The organism is Variovorax sp. P1_H2, from assembly GCF_056405295.1.
In genome coordinates this window covers 1-3,073 of the sequence record NZ_JBFUCJ010000245.1, presented here as the reverse complement: position 1 = coordinate 3,073, position 3,073 = coordinate 1, and the positions used below count along the sequence as shown (strand labels likewise).

General features: G+C 62.1%; 4 protein-coding genes. 3 read left to right on the top strand and 1 reads right to left on the bottom strand.

Features of this window, described 5'->3' with window-relative positions; all coding sequences use genetic code 11:
* Positions 1–935 precede the first annotated feature (935 nt).
* Positions 936–1,118, bottom strand: coding sequence for a hypothetical protein (locus tag AC1D2E_RS35350; RefSeq protein WP_478201714.1), 183 nt, complete (start codon positions 1,116–1,118; stop codon positions 936–938).
* Between the two features lie 87 nt (positions 1,119–1,205).
* Between AC1D2E_RS35350 and AC1D2E_RS35345 the strand changes: the two genes are divergently transcribed.
* The 3 genes from AC1D2E_RS35345 to AC1D2E_RS35335 form a co-directional block, all read left to right on the top strand.
* Positions 1,206–1,994 carry an ABC transporter substrate-binding protein gene (locus AC1D2E_RS35345; RefSeq protein WP_478201713.1) on the top strand — a complete coding sequence of 263 codons (789 nt, stop codon included), beginning with the start codon at positions 1,206–1,208 and terminating at the stop codon, positions 1,992–1,994.
* A gap of 24 nt (positions 1,995–2,018) precedes the next feature.
* The gene (locus AC1D2E_RS35340; RefSeq protein WP_478201712.1) at positions 2,019–2,684 is read left to right on the top strand and encodes an ABC transporter permease; all 666 of its coding nucleotides are present in this window, start codon (positions 2,019–2,021) and stop codon (positions 2,682–2,684) included.
* Between the two features lie 3 nt (positions 2,685–2,687).
* A partial coding sequence (locus tag AC1D2E_RS35335; RefSeq protein ID WP_478201711.1) for an ABC transporter permease subunit occupies positions 2,688–3,073 on the top strand: 386 nt, incomplete at its 3' end.

Here is a 3,073-nt window from a genome sequence, read left to right as displayed (position 1 = left end):
CCGGGGTTCGGCGGTAGTGACGGGCCATCTGCGCGACAACCCTCAGGTAGGACTCTTGCGTGCGTGGCCTGAAGCCGCGCAGCACCATCGCATCGATCATGCGTTGACGTAGTGGTGTCATCGTCGTCTCCGAGTTCCGGGGAACATTCCCCGCAACCAAGGTACAACTCAACTCCGCGCAACGCGATCTGCCCCCGTCGCACACATCCACCGCGTCAGCGGTTTAGTCCAACGACCTTCACGGCAGCGTGCGGTGGTCTTGACGAACTATCCGACAGGAGATATTCGCGGTCGCTGCCTAGCGCTTGGCGCCGACGCCGTGTTTGATAAATCGACGGAATTGGAAGCTTTTTTCTCCTACTGCTCGTCGCTCCACTCGCTATGACTTGGTAGTTCTTGGGAGTTGTTGTTCGATCCCAAGACCTAACAAGCCTCACTCGCAGGTACGATGGTTTTCGGGACTTCCCCCGCCGCTGCGCTCGGCGCCGGCAAGATGCCTACTCGGACCCAGTCCCGCGCCGCCGATGCTAGCCAGAGCCTTGCATGTCATCGGGCATCAAGTCCTCGGCAGTGATGCCGCGCCGCTCCAACTCCACGCGCAGCTTGAGCAAGGCGGCAGCCTCGATCATGATCGCCGCTGCACGTGCTGTCAGGTCGGTTTTCCAAAGGAATTGGGATGCCGATCGCCGCCGCTTAAGCCGTTGGGTATGCTTCTCGGCGACTAAAGTCAGACGTCCGCTCTCGGGCAGAGTCGGATTCGGTGTGAACTTCTGCTGTGTGCCCCAACCGGGCCTACATCGGACGACAAAACTGCCCGAAACCGGCCGTTGGCCGCGCACCCAACAACTTTGAAAAACCGGGGGGTGCAACTTTGAAAACAAGTTGCCTAAGTTATTGATTTACTGGGTAACTGGATGAGACAACCTTGAACGAACTCAGTTTGAGTGCGCGATGTTGTCGATGTCCAGGCCGTGGATCTCGCCCCAGGTGATCTCGTCGTTTCTTGCGACGAAGGGCTCAGCGGGGAGGGCGCGCAACTGCTTGAACGGATAGGTTTTTCGCCTGACATGCATCGCCAGCGCCGCATTCGCCCCGCAACCCAGGCCTGACTCCCTCACTGCGGATTTCCTACGACGTGCAAGAGTCGCATCAACTGCAAAACGCGCAAAACATAGAGGCCTGGACATACACCGCAAAGGCCTCTGATGACACATTCGAAGACACTCCCGCAGATCAGCCGGCAGCTGCTCTGCATCCTTGTCGCAGCCGCGGCGGCTTCAGGCTTTGCACATGCACAGCAGCCCACCTACCGCATTGCGACCGAGGGGACCTATCCGCCCTGGAGCTTCAAGAACGCCGACGGCAAATTGCAGGGATGGGACGTCGACATCGCCATCGCACTCTGCGAAAAGATGAAGGCCAGGTGTGAAATCGTCGCGCAGGATTGGGACGGCATCATCCCCGGTCTTGTCGCCAGGAAGTTCGACATCATCGTGGCCAGCATGGCGATCACCGAGCAGCGCAGGCAGCGGGTCGACTTCTCGGACAGGTACAAGGACACCATCTCGCGCTTCGTGGCGAAGAAGGGAACGCCCGCTGACATCGCGCCGGCAGCCCTCAAGGGCAAGACGATCGGCGTGCAGCGGGGTTCGATCCAGGCGAGCTACCTGACGCAGAACTACAAGGACTCCAGCCTCAAGTTCTACGACACGCCGCAGGCGGCGGAGCTCGATCTCGTCGCCGGGCGCGTCGACTACATCCTGGGCAACGTGGTGACCTACTTCGTGGGATTCCTGAAGAGCCCGGAGGCCTCGAACTTCGACTTCGTCGGTCCCGACCTCAAGGGCGGTTTGCTCGGGGACGGAAACGGCATCGCGGTGCGCAAGGGCGACACAGCGACGGTCGATATGGTCAACGCCGCATTGGCTGCGATTCGTGCGGACGGCACCTACGATCGCATCACGGCGAAGTACTTCCCGTTCAAGTTGATGTAGCCGGGCGCGAGCAAAGAGATGTCCATGCTCCAGGGATTCGGCGGCCAACTGCTTCTGGGAATGCTCGCCACGGTCGAGCTCGCCGCGGCCGCGCTGGTCGTGGGAAGCGTGTTCGGCCTGGTCGGCTGCTGGTTGCAGCTGCGGCGCCATCGCGTGCCAAGGAGCCTGGGCTATCTGTACGCGGCGATCATTCGTGGCGTGCCGGACCTGCTGGTGGTCTTTGCGGTCTATTTCGGCGGCTCCCTGACGCTCGCGCTCATCACCGGCGAATACGTCGAGATCAATGCATTCGCCGCCGGGGTGTTTGCGCTTGCCGTCTCCTTCGGCGCGTACGCTGCCGAGATCGCGCGTGGGGCCTTGCTCGCGGTTCCGCAGGGCCAGCGAGAGGCCGCGCGAACGCTCGGCTTGTCCCCGATCCAGGCACTCTGGACAGTGGTGATTCCGCAGGCGGCCCGGACCGCACTGGCTCCATTCGGCAACCAGTCCATCGTGCTGATCAAGCAGACCTCCATCGTCTCGATCGTCGGATGCGAAGAGCTCATGCGCAAAGCCGCCGAAGCCTCCGGAGCGACACGCCAGCCGTTCACCATGTACCTGGCGGCTGCCTGCATCTACCTCGCCCTGACGGGCATCGCAACCCTCTTGCTCGAGGCGGCGGAGCGCCGATCCGCGCGACATCTGAGCGCATGAATCATGTTTGACTTCGGAATCGTCTGGGTATCGTTGCCGAGGCTTGTCGATGGCGCCTTGCTGACCCTCGGCCTCACGGCGTTGGTGGTCACGCTGGGAACCATGCTGGCCTTCCCCATCGCGTTGGCCAGGAACTCGGTGCGCGGCTGGCTGCGGCGGACTGCTGGCGGCTACATCGCGTTCTTTCGCGGCACTCCGGCGCTCGTGCAGGTGTTCCTTCTCTACTACGGCGCCAGCCAGTTCCAGGCGATCCAGGATTCGTTGCTGTGGGTGGTGTTGCGCGATCCGTTCTGGTGCGTCGTCATCGCGCTGGGCCTGAATTCGGCTTCCTACACCGGCAAGACCTTGGCAGCGGCCCTGGCGGCGGTGCCTCGCGGAGCGAAGGAAGC